Genomic DNA, 13,673 nt, shown 5'->3' with positions numbered 1-13,673 from the left:
CGTTCAGGGGCGCGCCAGGGTTGGGTAATCGGTCACTTGCAGGCTGAAGCCGGACGCATCCGATTGCAGGCGCGCGTGGCCGCCGAACGGCAAGGTAACACGGCGGCGGATATGGCCGAACTCGAGCCCCGTCAGCACGGGCACGGGCACGCGTTCGCGCACGTAGGCCAGCATGGCGTCGAAATCGTAGCCATTGTCCATCGGACTCAATTTATAGGCGGAAAAATCGCCGAGTACCACGGCTTGCTGGCGGCCAATCACACCCGCGTGCAGCAATTGCAGCAGCATGCGTTCGACCCGGTATGGGTGTTCGTTGACGTCTTCCAGGAACAAAATGCCGCCATCGATCTCGGGGAAATACGGCGTGCCAAGCAAGTGGACCAGCATGGCCAGATTGCCGCCCCACAGCTTGCCTTGCAGCGCGACCTGCGGATTGCCCGCCGCCGTGCCCGTGACCGTGTGCGTAGGGCCGGCCAGGCACGACCACAGTTGGTCGAGCGTAAATTGCTCGGGCTCGTCGCGGATGAAATCGTCGCAGATCATGGGGCCGGCAAAGCTGGCGCGACCCGTTTTCGCCATCAAGCCCATGTGGAAGGCCGTGAAGTCGCTGTAGCCGACAAACAGTTTACGGCTATCGGCCATGGCGGTAAAGTCGATGTCGGGCAGGATGCGGCTGATGCCGTAGCTGCCGCGCAAGGCGATCACCACTTGCACGTCCGGGTCGGCAGCAGCCGCGTTCAGCTGCGCCAGGCGGCCCGCATCCGTGCCGCCGAAGCGCTGGAATGTGTGGTCGGGGTCGTAGTAATTATGGACGGTGGCGCCTTGCGCCTGCAAGCGGGCGATGCCGCGCGCCAAGGCCGCCGCGTCGGGCGCATAACCGCCCGGCGCGACGATGGCGATGCCAATCTCAGGTGTCTTCAAAATATGCCTGGCTAGTCAAGTGGTGGGTGCGCTTCGCCTAGGCTGGCTGGGAGCGCATCTGGGGCGCCATCTTACCTTGCAGATGCACATCGATCAAGGCAAGCAGGCGCTCGATCAGCTGGGGCGGCATGTCGTGCCCCATGCCTTCGATCACCTCAAGCCGGGCGCCCGGGATCAGCGCCGCCGTATCGATGCCGCAGGCGACGGGGATCAGGGGGTCGGCCGCGCCATGGATCACCAGCGCCGGGCAACTGATGCTCGGCAACAAGGCCGTGCGCTCGCCCGAGGCGGCGATCGCCACCATCTGCCGCGCCACGCCTTCCGGGCAACTGCCGCGCTGCAGCGCCGCCTCGATGCGCTGGTACAGCAGCTTTTCCGACACGGGATAGGCGGGGCTGCCGATGACGCGCACGGTGGCCGCCATGTGCGCCATCAGTTCGGCGCGGCTGGCATTGCGCTTCGGACGTTGCAATAGCGCATTGCGCGCGGCCCGCGTGGGGCCGGGCAAGCCGCGCCGGCCGCTGCTCGACATGATGGACGTCAGGCTGAGCACCTGCAGCGGCGCGCGCGCCGCCATCACTTGCGCGATCATGCCGCCCATCGACACGCCGATCACGTGCGCTTGCGCAATGCGCAGGGCCGCCAGCAAACCGAGCGCATCGTCCGCCATGTCATTCAAGGTGTAGGAAGTTTTGAGGGGCCAGCCCAGCAAGTTTTTCACGTAGGCCAGCGGCAGATACGGTTTGCCCGCCAGCGCCATCTTGCTCGACAGGCCGCTGTCGCGGTTGTCGAAACGTAGCACGTGAAAACCTTGCTCGACGATGCCTTCGACGAAGTCCGCCGGCCAGGCAATCAGTTGCATGCCCAGGCCCATGATCAGCAGCACGCACGGATCGTTGGGGTCGCCGTGGCTTTCATAAGCTATGTTGAGGCCGTTCGCCATGATGGTTGCCATGATTGCCTCTCTTACAGGAACCAGCACGCAGGCACGATCGCTGCGGCCTTGCAACCAGCATACCACTATTGTGCTTCAGACATGAGACCGGCACGCGGCACTCACACTGAAGTGTTGCTCTGCTTGCACATGACAGAACCTGCTGCGCGTCGCGACTTGCGGCCTGCGATGCTCACCGTACCTAAAGTACGGTTGCGCTTCTCGACCACAATTCGCTTCCGCTCGCTACGGTTCTGTCACGTGCTGATACTCATCAACTTGCAAAAAACATTATTTTTCCTTTGGCAGGCTGTCAGCCAGATCCACCCACGCTTGCGGCTGCGGTTTGCCGCGCTCGCGCACGCCGAAGAAGGAGACCACTTGCGTGCCTTCCTTGTCGAAGAATTCGACGGAAGTGACGCCGCCGCGCTTGACGACCCAGCCGCTGCGCAGGGCCGTGTCGCGGATGTGCAGGTTGAAGTCCGGGTCCAGCACATTGAAGAAGCCGCCGGCGGCCATGGTTTTTTCGATCTTGCCGCTGTAGATCTGCGTCAAGCCCTCATTGCCCAGGAACACCATGATGGCGACCTTGTCCTTGGCCGCGCTTTCCAGCAGGGTGCGCAGCGCTTCCGGCGTCACGCGCTCGACCACGCCGGCCGGCGCCAGGCGCAGCGCCTGTTCGCGCGACAGATGGAATTCGCGCATGATTTGCGCAAACTGGTGCACGTCCGTCATGTCTTTCCACGCCAGCTGGAATTCCTTGACGTCGATTTCGGCGTCCGGCTTTTCAGCGGCCTTGGGCGCCACGGCCAGCACGTTCAGCTCGGCACTTTGCTGAGGCATGCGGAACGTCGCCACCAGCTTGTCGTAGACGGCCACGCCAGGCTCGTTGCGCAGGTAGACCTTGTGCACGGCCGTGCCGTTGGCGTCAAAGAATTGCAGGCTGCGCGTCGGCTTGCCATCGCGGCCCGCTTGTTCCACGGCAAATGCATATTTCCAGTTTTCAAAGTGGAAACGCAGGTCGATCTGGCCGCCCAGGTAGCCGCCCGCGATATTGCGCTGGCGCGCTTCCGTTTCCGGGTCTTGCTTGGCGTCGGCCTGTTCCGACTTGTCGCCCGCCTGCTTGAACTTGCTGGCGACGCCCGTCGTTTCGATGACGCCGTTTTCATTGCGCGTGATCGCTTGCACGGTGCCCAGGTCCAGCGCGGCGCGCATGATTTCACGCGGCTGGTTACCGTCGGCCTGCAGGCGCGTGACGCCTTTGCCGATATTGCTTGCCAGCAATTGTGCTTCGGACACACCCAGCGCGCGCGCCGCGTCGCGGATCTGCAGCTTCGGCTGTTCCGTGCGCAAGGTGGACCAGCGTTCCGCCAAAGTGGCTGGGGCCGCGTATGCGTTTGCGATCAGCAGGCTGCCTAGCAGGGATAGAACGAGTTTGGATAACTTCATAGAAAGACCATTCAATCAAACATGGAAAAACAGAGGGGCAAGCACCCCTCCCCGGTAAAAAATTTAGAAGTTCAGGCTGAGGCTGGCGGCGACGTTGCGGCCCGGCTTGGCGTAGCGCTCGATCTCGGCACGGCTGGCGGCCGTGGTGCCGGCGGACAGGCTGCGCGAAGCGGCGTAATCCCAGTACTTGCGATCCGTCAAGTTGTACACGCCGACGACGATCTTCGCGTTCTTGTGCACGTTCCAGTAAGTCGACAAGTCGAAGATGGTGTACGACGGCACCTTGAAGCGCGGCGCGGTCGTGCCCATCAGCAAGTCGTTCGGCGCCTGCTTCTCGCCGGCATGCAGCGCCGTCAGTTCCAGGCCGAACAGCATGTTGCCGTGGTCGTAACCGAAGGTCAGCGCCGTCTTGGCTGGCGCCACCGAGGCCAGGCCGCCGCTCTCGCCCGTCCGGGTATTGAAGGAGCGGCCCTTGGCCACGCCCGTGGCCAGGTCGACACGATAACCCTGCATGGCCGGCGCCCAGGCGCCCAGCTCCGCGCGCAGGGTCAGCTCGCCGCCCCAGGTACGGGCGTCGCCGATGTTTTCCGGGCGGAACAAACCCTGCACGATGGTGGGATAGTTCACGGGATCATCTTCCTGCATCACGTACTCGATCATGTTCTTGTATTCCGTCTGGTAGACGGACGCGTGCATGCTCAAGCCCTTGACGATGTCGCCCTTCAAACCCAGTTCATAGGCCTGGCTGGTTTCCTTGCGCAAATTCGCATTGCCCAGCACGGCATAGCCCGTCCCCCTGCCCGTGTAGCTGAAGGAATCGTAGGTACCGGTGCGCTCGGCCGCCGTCGGCAGGCGCGTGCCGCGCGTGAAGGTGGCATACGCGTTCATTTGCGGCAACACTTCCACGGACAGGCTCAGGCTCGGCGTGAAATACGTGTCGCTTTCCTTGCGCACTTCCTTGGCCGCGTTCGGCACGGCGATCACATAGTTTTGCAGGTTTTTCGGCTCGTTCTTGCGGTAGTCGGCACGCAAGCCCGGCGTCAGCACGGCTTTCTTGCCGGCCAGATTGAAACTGAGATCGTCGCGCACATACAGTGCCAGCTTGGTCGTCTCCATGTCGGCCATGCGGTTCTTGTTGGTGATCTGATGCTGGCCGGTGGCAACGATGACACGGTCTTCGCGCCACGGACGGCGCGTTTTCAGCTGTTCCAGCTGCACGCCGTACAGCAGCGCGTTGTCCGCATTGAGCTGCTTGAACGCTTCCGACGTCAGGCCGATGCTGTCGTTCTTGAAGCTGGTGTCGATGGTACGCTGTGCCGGGCTGCCGAAGGTGTAGAGGCCTTGCGTCTTGTCATCGGTTTTCGCATTCTGCAGATACACTTTCGACGTCAGGCGGTCGAACAGGGCGAAATCCTTGAGCACCACGTCGTGGCCCAGGCTGACGCGCGTGCGCTTGGTGGTGGAATCCTGCTGCACGCCCGTCGGATAATACGTGCTGACCTTGTTGCGCAGATCGCGCTTGTTCTTGCGCTCGAACATGTCGACCGTCAAGTCCAGCTTCTGTTCGCCCGGCAAAGTCCACACCAGCTTGGACAGCAAGGCGTTCGAATGCCAGTCGTCGGGATTGACGGTAGCGCTGCCGCGGCTGTCAAGCTGCTCGCCATCGCGGTGCACGTACACGGCCAGGCCTTGCAGGCTGGCGCCGAGCTTGGCGGCGCCCGTCAGGGTGTGCGCATTGCTGCGGTCGGCCGTGGCGCGGCCGTATTTATAGGCCACGTAATGGTCTTGCCCTTCACCCAGATAATCCTCGGGCGACTTGGTGACAAAGGCCACGCCACCGCCCAGGCCAGGGCTGGCGCCGCTGACGGCCGTCGTGCCCGAATCGATGCGTACTTCGCGGAAGGTTTCAGGATCGAAATAATCACGGCCCGTGCCGAAGGCGTTGAGGGTATTGCCATCGGGCTTAGGTGCCGCGTCGGGCAAGGAAATGCCATCGACGTCCAGGCTGACCCGGTTGCCTTCCAGGCCGCGGATGTTATAGCCAGTGTTGCCCGAACCATCCCACACGCTGCCGCTGCCCGAAGCCGCTGCCGGCGCGCTGATCAATGGCAAATAACGCACGATGCCGCCCATCCCCGTGACATTGCGGCGCTCCAGGTCTTCCGCCGTGACGACCGTCTTGGTGCCGGCGCGGCGTTCGTAGTCTTGCTTGGCGTTCACGACGATTTCCGGGAAAACCGGCAGCTTGGCCGGTTCCTGGGCGGCCGTGCCCGCGTTGATGGCGGCATTTTGCGCAACGGCAGGCAGCATCGGCGCTGCGAACAGGCCCAGCAAGGCGGCGCGCAGCACCAGGTTGTGGCGGCGGGCAGGCTGATGGGCTGAAGATACGACGGGTGCAGCGGTGCGCTGCGGAAGCACAGTAGTCATGATGGTCCGGTCTAAGAGTAAAGGCTGGCTCTTGAACCCGGATCGATAACGATGCGCAAGGGAAGTTTGCTGGCGAAAACAATACTGTAACACGAATCATTCTCATTTGAGAATGACAATTGGTCTAGACAGATGTTATTTCGCAACAATTATAAAAATGCCAGCCTGGAGGGCTGGCATGGCAGGCATCTTGGGCTGATGTCAGGCTGGCGGATGGGCCAGCTTGCGCGCCTCGGCTTGCGCGCGGCGGCGCTCGGCAAAGAAACGCTTGAGAAAAGCGCCGCACTCATCGGCCAGCACGCCGCCGACGATGGCCGTCTGGTGGTTCAGCGCCGGCTGCTCGAACAGGTTCAGCACGGAACCGCAGGCGCCCGTCTTCGGGTCGCCCGCGCCATACACCACGCGCGCCAGACGCGCATGCAGCATGGCGCCCGAACACATCACGCACGGCTCCAGGGTCACGTACAGCTCGCAGCCGGGCAAGCGATAATTGCCGAGCTTTTCGGCGGCCGCGCGCAAGGCCATCACTTCCGCGTGCGCGGTCGGATCGTGGCGGCCGATGGGCTGGTTGTAGCCGACGGCGATGACTTCGCCATCCTTGACGACGACGGCGCCAACGGGCACTTCACCGAGGTCCCACGCGTGCTGGGCCTGCTCCAGGGCCAGCTGCATGTAGCGCGCGTCCTGCGCGCTAGCGTGCGTTTCAGTCATCGGTGACTTCTGCCCAGCAATTCGGCGTTTCATGCAGCACCAGCTTATGCAGGTGCAAGCCCGTGCCGAAATGGTCGGTAAATGCGGCCTTGAGGATGTCGAAGGCGATGCGCGCCAGGTTTTCCACGGTCGGGATGCGGTCGATGACGACGGTTTTATGGTCGGGCAGGCTGGCCAGGAAGTCGCGCACGGCCGTGTCTTTTTCGTAGACGAGGAAGGCGTGGTCCCACACGTCGACTAGGTGCTGCTTGGCCAGGGTTTTCACGTCGGAAAAGTCCATGATCATGCCATTGTCGGAATTGCCTTCCGCTTCGATGACCTTGCCGACCAGGGTGATTTCCACCGTGTAGCGGTGGCCGTGCAGGTTGCGGCACTGGCTTTTGTGGTCGGGAATGCGGTGGCCCGCGTCGAATTCGAGCTTGCGTGTGATAGTCAGCATATTGTTTTGTTAAGGTATTTGCAGGAGTTTATGGGTTTGCAGGCTCAGCTTCCACTTCGGGTTGCTTTTGCACGTTTCGATGGCCAGCTTCATGTTGTGCGCGGCCAGGGGGCCATCCATCGCCTGCACGAAGAAGTTCTCGAAATCCAGTTGTTCGTAGGCAGCCAGGTCTTGCTGGAACTGGGGAATGACCACCTTGATTTCATTGCCTTTGTGGACGACCAGTGTCGAACCCATCTTCGGGCTGACGCAGATCCAGTCCACGCCGGCCGGCACGGGCAAGGTACCGTTGGTTTCGATGGCGATGGTAAAGCCGACCGCGTGCATGGCGTCGATCAGGGCCGTATCCAGTTGCAGCAGCGGCTCGCCGCCCGTAAACACCACGTATTTGCTCGGTGCGTAGCTGGCCGGCCACAGGCTGTCGATCAGCGCGGCCAGTTCCTCGGGCGTCTTGAATTTGCCGCCCAGTTCGCCGTCCGTGCCGACGAAATCCGTGTCGCAGAACTGGCACACGGCCGTGGCGCGGTCGCTTTCGCGGCCCGTCCACAGGTTGCAGCCGGAAAAGCGGCAAAACACGGCCGGACGGCCCGCGTGCGCACCTTCGCCCTGCAGGGTGTAAAAAATCTCTTTGATGCTATAAGTCACTGTATTTCCTAAGAGCTGGCTGGCGTCCTCGCGCAGGGCGTACGCAGCGATGCCGGCGCATACCGCCGGAACCGCAAAAGCCGATTGACAACCCTCTATTATATGCCGCCACGACACTTCCCGTGCAAATGCCGTGCCCGTCACCTGGCCGTGCGGCGCCAAAGGACCAGAAAGCCACGGCGAAAGGCATAACTGCGCGGCTTTTGCGTTTAGACAATATAAATAGCCCACAGTTAATATATTTTCTGTAATAAGATTGCCTTCTGGAAAACATTTGGGGAGCGAGAAATGATGCAACGCTGGCTACGCCTGCCGTACCGTCTGAGCATTCTGGCCTGTCTGGCGGCCAGCGCACTCGCCACCCTGCACGCCGGATACGCGGCCGGGCCAAAGCTGCCGGCCGGTGCGCCCTCCCCTTTGATGCTGGCCTGCGCTATCCTGCTCTGCGCGCTCGCGCTGCTGCTGTGGCGCCAGCACCGCCTGGCGCTGCGTCTGCAGGCGCTGGAACAGCTGCGCGAAGAGGCCGAGCAGGCGCGCCTGACCAGCGGGCAGCAGCAGGCGCGCGAACAGGAACGCCTGCGCATCGGGCGCGACATTCACGACGACCTGGGCCAGCATCTGCTGACCCTGAAGATCGACCTGTCCATGCTGCAGACCAGCACTCATGACGCGGCGCCCCAGCTGGCGCAACAGCTGGCCGTGATCGCGCGCAATGTCGACCTGACTATCGCGGCGCTGCGCTGCGTCATCCATGACCTGCGCCCGCCTGCCCTCGACGCCGGCCTGCAAGCGGCATGCGACGAACTGCTGGCCGACTTCACGCGCACCACCGGCATCGGCTGCGGCTGCGACTACCGGCTCGACGCCGCCGCCGGCCGCACGCATGGTGCCTTGCTGTATCACGTGGTGCAGGAAGCGCTGGCGAACATTGCCCGCCATGCGCACGCCACGCATGTCCAGCTGTGTCTTCAGCAAACGGGCGCCACCGTGGCTTGCCGCATCAGCGACGACGGCATCGGACTGTCGGGCTCGCCGCCGCGCCTCGGTTGCGGCCTGTCCGGCATGCATGAGCGCGTGGCCGCCGCCGGCGGCAGCCTGCACATCGACAGCCGCAGCGGCGCCGGCACCACCTTGCGCGTGTCGCTGCCCCTGCCGGTCTGCCACGACGAAGCAATGGTCCATCACTGAAAATATTGCTCAATATCAACACCGTCACTACCCCACGCTGCATCATGGCCAACGAGCCAGCCCCATTCACGCCCGAGAAGGATGCTTTCATGCCGGATAGCCACGCACATGCCAGCCCATCGCCATATGGTGAAGCCCAGGGTTTCGCCGTCAAGATGATGGAATTGCTGGTCGTGCCCACCTTTGTACTCGATGTGCATGGCAAGGTGATGATCTGGAACCGCGCCTGCGAGCAGTTGACGGGCGTACCGGCGGCCGAAGTGCTGGGTGCGCGCGAACCGGGCCGCTGCTTTTACAACGACGAGCGCCCCACGCTGGCCGACCTGCTGCTGGCCGGGCGCGGCGGCGACATGCGCGCCCTGCATACCCAGCAGCAATACCGCAGCAGCACGGGCAGCAATCTGTGCGCGGAAAACTGGTGCGACATGCCGCGCACGGGACGGCGGCGCTACCTGGCCGTCGATGCCAGCCCCATCTACGGCAATCACGGCGAACTGATCGCCGTCGTCGAAACCCTGCGCGACATGACGGATGAAAAGCGCGCACACGTGGAACTGGAACGCCTGGCCACGCGCGACGGCTTGACGGGGCTGGCCAACCGGCGCTGCTTCGACGACACCATCCTGGCCGAGTGGCAGCGCGCCCAGCGGCAGGGCCAGCCGTTGTCGCTGCTGATGGTTGACGTCGACAATTTCAAGGAATACAACGACAGCCACGGCCACCAGGGCGGCGACCTGTGCCTGCGCAAGGTCGCCGGCGCCGTCGCCAGCGAAATGCGCGCCAACGACCTGGTGGCGCGCTACGGCGGCGAAGAGTTTGCCGTCATCCTGCCGAACCAGTCCCTCAAGGGCGCGGCCATCGTGGCTGAACGCATCCGCCATCGCGTGGAGCGGCTGCAACTGCCTCGCAAGCGTCCGGACGGCGCCTGCGTCACCGTCAGCATCGGCGCCGCCACGGCCCTGCCCGGTCCCGGCACGGAACTGGGGCAGCTGATCCATACGGCCGACTGCGCCCTCTACCGCGCCAAGCACCTGGGCCGCAACCGCATCAGCCTGCCGGAAACGACGCTGACGTAAGCAACAAGTACCAGCATCAGGAAACACGACCAAATTTGGTGTATATTTGGTCCTGTCACAATTTTTCGCATCCGGAGCCGCCATGAACCTCAAGGAACGCATCAAGCCGATTTCCTACCTCAAGGCCAATACGACGGAGATCGTCAACGGCTTTGACGCTGGCCAGGACGAGCCCATCATCATCACGCAAAATGGCGAAGCGAAAATGGTCGTGCTGTCCATGCACGCGTATCAGGAAGGCAAGCGGCAAGCGCAGCAGATGCAGGAACAGCATGCGTTCATGAAACTGATCGCCATGGGCAACCAGGACATCGCGCGCGGCGACGTCGTGTCCGAAGAAGATTTCCTGGCCAGCCTCGACCAGGCTTGAGATGACGCGCATCGTCGTGCTGAAAAGCGCGCAAGCCGATTTCAATGAGCTGCGCAGCGATTTCAGGGCGCGCCACACTGCCGCCGCCCATGCGCAGTTCATCGTCGCTTTCCGGCAATTATTCTCTGATCTGAAAACCTTTCCCGACAGCGGCACGCCCGTCGAAGCAGCCCGCGAAGTCGGCATGGATGTGCGGCAACGCCTGTGCGAAGAGATCCGCGTCGTCTACCACCATGACCGCGCGCACGACATCGTGTACATCCGCATGTTCCTGCCCACCCGGCGCGATTTTCTCAGCCATCTCACGGCCCGCATCCTGCGGCCCGACTTGTAGCCCCTATGCAGGGCGGCACGAATATTCTATGCTGCGGCGTTGCACTTTCCACATTTCCAAAAAAGAAGGAGCCCCCGTGTCAAGAATCATGCCCGTTTTATTACCCGCTTTCGCCCTGGCCCTGTCGGCCATGGCCTCGTCGAACTTGGGCGCCGCGCCCGTCAAACCGGCCGCCGCGCATAGCGCCGCCGCCAGCAAGGCCGATTTGCTGCCGTTCAAGGCCACGGAAAAGACCTTGCCCAACGGCTTGAAGATCATCATCGTGCCGACCGGCTTCCCGAACCTCGTTTCCTTGCAGATTCCCGTGCAGACGGGTTCGCGCAATGAAGTCGAGCCAGGCAAATCCGGCTTTGCCCACTTCTTCGAGCACATGATGTTCCGCGGCACCAAAGCGTATCCGCCCGAAAAATACCAGGAAGTGATCACCCGCGCCGGCGCACGCCAGAACGCGTATACGAGCGACGACCTGACCAATTACCACACGACGTTTGCCAAGCAGGACCTGGAAACCGTGCTGAAGGTGGAAGCGGACCGCTTCCAGCACCTCGACTACGCAGAAGACGCATTCAAGACGGAATCGCGGGCCGTGCTGGGCGAATACAACAAGAACAGCGCCAATCCCGTCTCGAAACTGTTCGAAGTGATGCGCGACAGCGCCTACACGACGCATACCTACAAGCACACGACGATGGGTTTTATCCAGGACATCGAAGACATGCCGAACCAGTACGCGTATTCGAAGATCTTCTTCGACCGCTGGTACCGTCCCGAGCGCACCACCATCATCATCGCCGGCGACGTGGAACCGCAGCAAGCCATCGCGCTGGTGGAAAAATACTGGAGCGGCTGGCAGCGCGGCAAGCAGCAGGCGGCCGTGCCCGTCGAACCCTCGCCGCGCGGCCCCGTCTACAAGCATGTGGCCTGGCCCACGCCGACCCTGCCATGGGTGGCCGTCGGCTTCCACGCGCCCGCGTTTTCCGTGAAGGACAAGGACCAGGCGGCACTGGCAACGTTGCTGTCGCTGTCGTTCGGCCGCACCTCGCCGCTGTATAAACGCCTCGTGCAAAACGAGCAAAAGGTTGACCAGCTGTTCGAGATGACGCCGGACCGGGTCGACCCGACCCTGGCCGTGCTGGGCGCGCGCGTGAAAAATATCGATGACGCCGTCTACGTGCGCGACGCCATCCTGGCTACCGTGGCGCAGCTGCGCGACACGCCAGTGAGCGAAAAAGACCTGGCGGACGCCAAGTCGGCGGAAAAATACGGTTTGATACGCTCGCTCGACAACACGGAGCAGATCGCCGGCACCCTGGCGTCGTTCGTGCATTTCGACCGCTCGTATGCCACCATCAACCAGTACTACCGCCTGATCGATACGCTCACGCCGGCCGACCTGCAGGCAGCCGCGCGCAAATACCTGACGGACGATGGCCTGGTGGTCACGACCCTGTCGCATCAGCCAATGGCCGCCGCCATCGCCACCACGCCGAAGCTGGCCAGCCTGCTGCCGGCCGCCTCGAACGCGAAGTTCGACGTGCTGGTGCAAAAGTCCGCGCTGCCGCAAATCCGCTACAAGCTGCTGTTTATGGCAGGTTCCGCGCAAGATCCGCAAGGCAAGGAAGGTTTGGCCGCGCTGACGGCGTCCATGGTGGCGTCCGGCGGCTCGTCCGAGCGCAAGATCGACGAAGTCAACCAGGCCCTGTTCCCGCTGGCCGGCAGTTTCAGCCAGCAGACGGACAAGGAAATGACGACGTTTACGGGCTCCATCCACAAGGATAACTGGACGCAGTTCAACACCATCGCCCTGCCGCTGCTGCTGTCGCCCGGTTTCCGCGAAGACGACTTCCGCCGCCTGAAAGATGCGCAAAAGAACGCGCTGCTGCTGGACCTGAAAGACAATAACGAAGAGGAATTCGCCAAGGAACGCCTGCAAACGAATGTGTATGCGGGCACGCCGTACGGCCACCCGGTGCTGGGCACGGTCGCCGGCATCGACGCCATCACCCTCGACGACGTGAAACAGTTCTGGAAGAGCGCGTATGCGCAAGGCGCCGTCAAGGTGGGCATTTCCGGCGACGTCTCCGAGGCCATGACGGCGTCACTGACGCAGGCGCTGGCAAGCTTGCCGGCCGGCCCAGGCTTGCCTGCCACAGTGAAACCCGCGGGCCGCAAGGCAAACGGCCTGGAAGTGGAAATCATCGAGAAAAACACGCGCGCCACGGCCATTTCCTTCGGCCTGCCTTTGGAGGTGACGCGCACGCACCCGGACTTCCCCGCCTTGTGGCTGGCGAAGACATGGCTGGGCGAGCATCGCGCCTCGAATTCCTATCTGTACCAGCGCATCCGTGAAATCCGCGGCATGAACTATGGCGATTACGCGTACATTGAAGCCTTCCCGCGCGGCATGTTCCAGTTCTTTCCGAACCCGAACCTGGGCCGCAAGGCGCAGCTGTTCGAAATCTGGATCCGCCCCGTGGCGCCGGACAACGCCCACTTCGCGCTGCGCGTGGCCCTGACGGAGCTGGGCAAGCTGATCGACAACGGCCTGACGCAGGACGATTTCGCCACCACGCGCGACTACCTGATGAAGAACGTCTTCGTCATGACGTCGACGCAAGACCAGCAACTGGGCTATGCGCTCGATTCGCAATGGTATGGCACGCCCGAGTTCACCAAGCTGATGCGTGATGCATTGTCGACACTGACGCTGGCGGACGTCAACCGCGCCATCAAGCAACATTTGTCGGCAAAGAACCTGTCCGTGGTGATCGTCGCCAAGGATGCGGCCGGCCTGAAGGAAAAGCTCGTCAGCGACGCGTTTTCTCCCATCAAGTACGACGGCAACAAGCCGCAAGCGCTGCTCGATGAAGACAAGGTCATCGGCGCGATGAAGCTGGACATCCAGCCGGCGGCCGTCACGGTGACACCGGCGGCGCAGGCGTTCGCGAAGTAAGCGCAGCAAAAAATAACGCACCAAGTAAATGCAATCATGGCCGCCAGCATAAAGCTGGCGGCTTTTTTTATGCACAGAAATGGCGCATCGCAACATCAGATTACGATTATCTGCCGATATTATCTCGCCTCGCCGGGAACATCATAGAGGCTCCGCCACCGCACCAGAATAGTGCATCTGCAACATATTACAAATGTAAAAGTTTGCAACTTGAATGGACATCCGC

12 protein-coding genes are annotated in these 13,673 nt (G+C 62.4%); 5 read left to right on the top strand and 7 right to left on the bottom strand.

Annotation, left to right across the window (positions count from 1 at the left end; genetic code table 11):
* Nucleotides 1–3: 3 nt before the first annotated feature.
* From ldcA to queE, 7 genes are all read right to left on the bottom strand, one after another.
* Nucleotides 4–921 carry a muramoyltetrapeptide carboxypeptidase gene (gene ldcA, locus V3C40_RS03325; RefSeq protein WP_331776506.1) on the bottom strand — a complete coding sequence of 306 codons (918 nt, stop codon included), beginning with the start codon at nt 919–921 and terminating at the stop codon, nt 4–6.
* 37 nt (nt 922–958) lie between these two features.
* Nucleotides 959–1,876, bottom strand: coding sequence for an alpha/beta fold hydrolase (locus V3C40_RS03320; protein ID WP_331776505.1), 918 nt, complete (start codon nt 1,874–1,876; stop codon nt 959–961).
* 270 nt (nt 1,877–2,146) lie between these two features.
* Nucleotides 2,147–3,304 carry a hemin-degrading factor gene (locus V3C40_RS03315; RefSeq protein WP_331776504.1) on the bottom strand — a complete coding sequence of 386 codons (1,158 nt, stop codon included), beginning with the start codon at nt 3,302–3,304 and terminating at the stop codon, nt 2,147–2,149.
* A gap of 63 nt (nt 3,305–3,367) precedes the next feature.
* Nucleotides 3,368–5,731 (bottom strand): TonB-dependent hemoglobin/transferrin/lactoferrin family receptor, encoded by a 2,364-nt coding sequence (locus tag V3C40_RS03310; protein ID WP_331776503.1) that lies wholly within the window; start codon nt 5,729–5,731, stop codon nt 3,368–3,370.
* 201 nt (nt 5,732–5,932) lie between these two features.
* Nucleotides 5,933–6,442: a tRNA adenosine(34) deaminase TadA gene (gene tadA / locus V3C40_RS03305; RefSeq protein ID WP_034755999.1), complete on the bottom strand. Its 510-nt coding sequence runs from the start codon at nt 6,440–6,442 to the stop codon at nt 5,933–5,935.
* Complete coding sequence (gene queD, locus V3C40_RS03300; protein WP_034755997.1) at nt 6,435–6,881, bottom strand: 6-carboxytetrahydropterin synthase QueD; 447 nt, start codon at nt 6,879–6,881, stop codon at nt 6,435–6,437. Before queD ends, tadA begins: the two co-directional genes overlap by 8 nt.
* A 9-nt stretch (nt 6,882–6,890) precedes the next feature.
* The gene (queE, locus tag V3C40_RS03295; protein ID WP_034755996.1) at nt 6,891–7,526 is read right to left on the bottom strand and encodes a 7-carboxy-7-deazaguanine synthase; all 636 of its coding nucleotides are present in this window, start codon (nt 7,524–7,526) and stop codon (nt 6,891–6,893) included.
* Between the two features lie 288 nt (nt 7,527–7,814).
* On the opposite strand from queE, the gene V3C40_RS03290 reads away from it, so the two are divergent.
* The 5 genes from V3C40_RS03290 (at nt 7,815) to V3C40_RS03270 (ending at nt 13,447) form a co-directional block, all read left to right on the top strand.
* Nucleotides 7,815–8,714, top strand: coding sequence for a sensor histidine kinase (locus V3C40_RS03290; protein WP_331776502.1), 900 nt, complete (start codon nt 7,815–7,817; stop codon nt 8,712–8,714).
* An 89-nt stretch (nt 8,715–8,803) separates the two neighbouring features.
* Complete coding sequence (locus tag V3C40_RS03285) at nt 8,804–9,790, top strand: sensor domain-containing diguanylate cyclase (RefSeq protein WP_257620405.1); 987 nt, start codon at nt 8,804–8,806, stop codon at nt 9,788–9,790.
* An 82-nt stretch (nt 9,791–9,872) separates the two neighbouring features.
* Complete coding sequence (locus tag V3C40_RS03280) at nt 9,873–10,160, top strand: type II toxin-antitoxin system Phd/YefM family antitoxin (RefSeq protein WP_070302789.1); 288 nt, start codon at nt 9,873–9,875, stop codon at nt 10,158–10,160.
* A gap of 1 nt (nt 10,161) precedes the next feature.
* Entirely contained in the window at nt 10,162–10,494 is a 333-nt protein-coding gene (locus V3C40_RS03275; RefSeq protein ID WP_331776501.1) for a type II toxin-antitoxin system RelE/ParE family toxin, read from the top strand.
* Between the two features lie 76 nt (nt 10,495–10,570).
* Nucleotides 10,571–13,447, top strand: coding sequence for a M16 family metallopeptidase (locus V3C40_RS03270; RefSeq protein ID WP_331776500.1), 2,877 nt, complete (start codon nt 10,571–10,573; stop codon nt 13,445–13,447).
* Nucleotides 13,448–13,673 lie beyond the last annotated feature (226 nt).

Origin of the sequence: Janthinobacterium sp. LS2A (assembly GCF_036543145.1) — a bacterium.
In the GTDB taxonomy this organism is placed as follows: domain Bacteria; phylum Pseudomonadota; class Gammaproteobacteria; order Burkholderiales; family Burkholderiaceae_D; genus Janthinobacterium; species Janthinobacterium aestuarii.
This window is presented reverse-complemented; position numbering and strand designations above follow the sequence as displayed.

Coding starts and splice junctions, on each gene's coding strand:
- V3C40_RS03320 (WP_331776505.1), bottom strand. CDS start 1,876: ATGGCAACCATCATGGCGAACGGCCTCAACATAGCTTATGAAAGCCAC.
- V3C40_RS03315 (WP_331776504.1), bottom strand. CDS start 3,304: ATGAAGTTATCCAAACTCGTTCTATCCCTGCTAGGCAGCCTGCTGATC.
- V3C40_RS03310 (WP_331776503.1), bottom strand. CDS start 5,731: ATGACTACTGTGCTTCCGCAGCGCACCGCTGCACCCGTCGTATCTTCA.
- tadA (WP_034755999.1), bottom strand. CDS start 6,442: ATGACTGAAACGCACGCTAGCGCGCAGGACGCGCGCTACATGCAGCTG.
- queD (WP_034755997.1), bottom strand. CDS start 6,881: ATGCTGACTATCACACGCAAGCTCGAATTCGACGCGGGCCACCGCATT.
- V3C40_RS03290 (WP_331776502.1), top strand. CDS start 7,815: ATGATGCAACGCTGGCTACGCCTGCCGTACCGTCTGAGCATTCTGGCC.
- V3C40_RS03285 (WP_257620405.1), top strand. CDS start 8,804: ATGCCGGATAGCCACGCACATGCCAGCCCATCGCCATATGGTGAAGCC.
- V3C40_RS03280 (WP_070302789.1), top strand. CDS start 9,873: ATGAACCTCAAGGAACGCATCAAGCCGATTTCCTACCTCAAGGCCAAT.
- V3C40_RS03275 (WP_331776501.1), top strand. CDS start 10,162: ATGACGCGCATCGTCGTGCTGAAAAGCGCGCAAGCCGATTTCAATGAG.